Source organism: Thauera phenylacetica B4P (assembly GCF_000310225.1).
GTDB classification, from domain to species: Bacteria; Pseudomonadota; Gammaproteobacteria; order Burkholderiales; family Rhodocyclaceae; genus Thauera; species Thauera phenylacetica.
Genome location: NZ_AMXF01000403.1, coordinates 1 through 2024, shown reverse-complemented (window position 1 = coordinate 2024; position 2024 = coordinate 1). Strand labels below are relative to the sequence as shown.

At 72.3% G+C, this 2024-nt stretch carries 1 protein-coding gene and 1 pseudogene; both read right to left on the bottom strand.

Annotated elements, in window-relative coordinates:
* Window positions 1-199, bottom strand: a pseudogene (locus C667_RS22485) (aldehyde dehydrogenase family protein); the annotation flags it as partial.
* Between the two features lie 19 nt (window positions 200-218).
* Window positions 219-1358, bottom strand: coding sequence for a saccharopine dehydrogenase family protein (locus C667_RS22480; RefSeq protein WP_039922862.1), 1140 nt, complete (start codon window positions 1356-1358; stop codon window positions 219-221).
* Between the last annotated feature and the right edge of the window lie 666 nt (window positions 1359-2024).

The following is a 2024-nucleotide window of genomic DNA, read 5'->3' as shown; positions in this document are numbered from 1 at the left end:
CGCGGCGCGGCGCCGGGACGCGGCGCCAGGCCTCGAAGGCGGCCACGCTGCAGGCGATCGCGGCATCGGTGGCGGCGGCGTCCTGCGGCGCGAGGCGCGCGAGCAGGCTGCCGTCGATCGGGCTGTGCACCGCGAGCGCGCCCTCGCGCAGGCGGGTGGCCTCCAGGCCCAGTGGCAGGAAGCGGGCGTTGCTCAGCATGATGAAGTCCTCCTCGTGTTCACACGCCAGCGGGCGGCCCGGCGAGCACGCCGCTGGCGGCGCAGCGCACCTCCTCGCTGTCGGTCAGGAAGTGACGGCCGAAGCGGTTGGTGACGAAATCGCAGAAATCGACGTCCTCCTGGCGGACGAAGCCCGCCTGGGGCAGGCGGCCGGCGGCGAGCAGGTCGAGCACCGCGCACACCGCGCTCGCGGTGGTGAGCTGGATCGCGCTGCGCAGGCGGCCGTTGACCTCCCCGGCGTAGAGCTTACGCGCGAAGGTCTCCTGCATCAGCAGGCCCTCGCGGCGGCCGCTGACGGTGACGAAGACCAGCACCACGTCCTGCATGGTCACCGGGATCGCCGACTCCAGGATGTCCTTGAGCAGCGCGCGCCGCTCGCCCAGGCGCAGGTCGTGCAGCAGCAGCTTCATCACGTCGCGATGACCGCGGTAGCGCACGGTGCGGTAGTTGAGGTTGCGCACCCGGCCGTCCAGCGTGTCGCACAGCGTGCCCAGCCCACCCGAGGTGTTGAAGGCCTCGTAGTCGTCGCCGTCGAGCGAGAAGTGCTCGAGTTCCTCCAGCGCCGGCATCTCCCGGCGGACGCCGTCGACGATCGCCTCGCAGGGGTTGAGATACTCGTTGATGAGGCCGTCGGTACTCCAGGTGAGGTTGTACTTGAGGCCGTTGGAGGGGTACTTGGGCAGCGCGCCGACACGCATGCGGACGTCGAGCAGCGTGTCGAAGCGCGCGGCGAGGTCGTGGGCGACGATGGAGATGAAGCCCGGCGCCAGCCCGCACTGGGGGATCAGCGCGCTGTGCGCACCGTTGGCGAGCTCGCGCACCCGCCGCGTGCTGGCGACGTCCTCGGTGAGGTTGAGGTAATGCACCCGCTGCGCCACCGCGGCCGCGGCGATGCGCATGCCGATGTCGAAGGGTCCGGCGTCGATCACCGCCCAGCGCCCTTCCAGCTCCGCGGCGAGCGCATCGGCGTCGCCGACGTCCAGCACGCAGGCCTGCACGCGCGCGAGCTCCGCGCCCACGCGCTCGACCGCCGCCGGGTCGCGGTCGGCGACCGTCACCGCGTAGTCTCCGCTGCTGGCGAGCAGGTCGGCGATCACCGTGCCGATCTTGCCCGCACCGACGATGAGCATGTCCCTCATGGCGCCCTCCCCGCGTGCGGATTGGCTGGCTTCAGATGATCAGACCGTGCGGGCGGGGGAATGGTTGCGCAGCGGGTTGCGGAGCGCGGGGTTTCATGCTGCAGCGCTACGAGGCGCGAAGGCGGGGGCGGCGGATTGGCACGTGTCGATCACCGGACGGCCGAATTCGCAGCTGCCGCAGCGCCTACAGGCGAGCCCGGGCGCGCGGTGGTTTGTGCAGGAGCACCGGCAGGCGCGAAGGCGGGGGGGCGGGGTGGCATGCGCGTCACTTCCTCCGATGGCCGAATTCGCAGCTGCCGCAGCGCCTACAGGCGAACCGGGGCGCGCGGTGGTTTGTGTAGGAGCGCCGGCAGGCGCGAACGAGACGGCGAACGCCACCACGGCCCCTGCGGCCGGATCCAAGGCGCGCACAGCCCCTGCCGCAGCGCGGGTGAACGGGAAAAGACCGCGACTTCCGTCGCGGTATTCGTCGTCGCGTCAGGCCCCGTACGGGCCCGCCCGATCAGCCGCGCGAGCGGCGGTCGCCGTGGCTACGCTCGCTGCGTGAGGGATGGTCGTCGCGGCTGAAGCCGCCACCGCCGCGGCGCGCGTCGCCGCCGGGGCGGCCGTAGGTGCTGCCGGCAGGCTTGGCGCCGCTGCCGAAACGGCGGCCGCCATTGCCACCCG

Coding starts and splice junctions, on each gene's coding strand:
- C667_RS22480 (WP_039922862.1), bottom strand. CDS start 1,358: ATGAGGGACATGCTCATCGTCGGTGCGGGCAAGATCGGCACGGTGATC.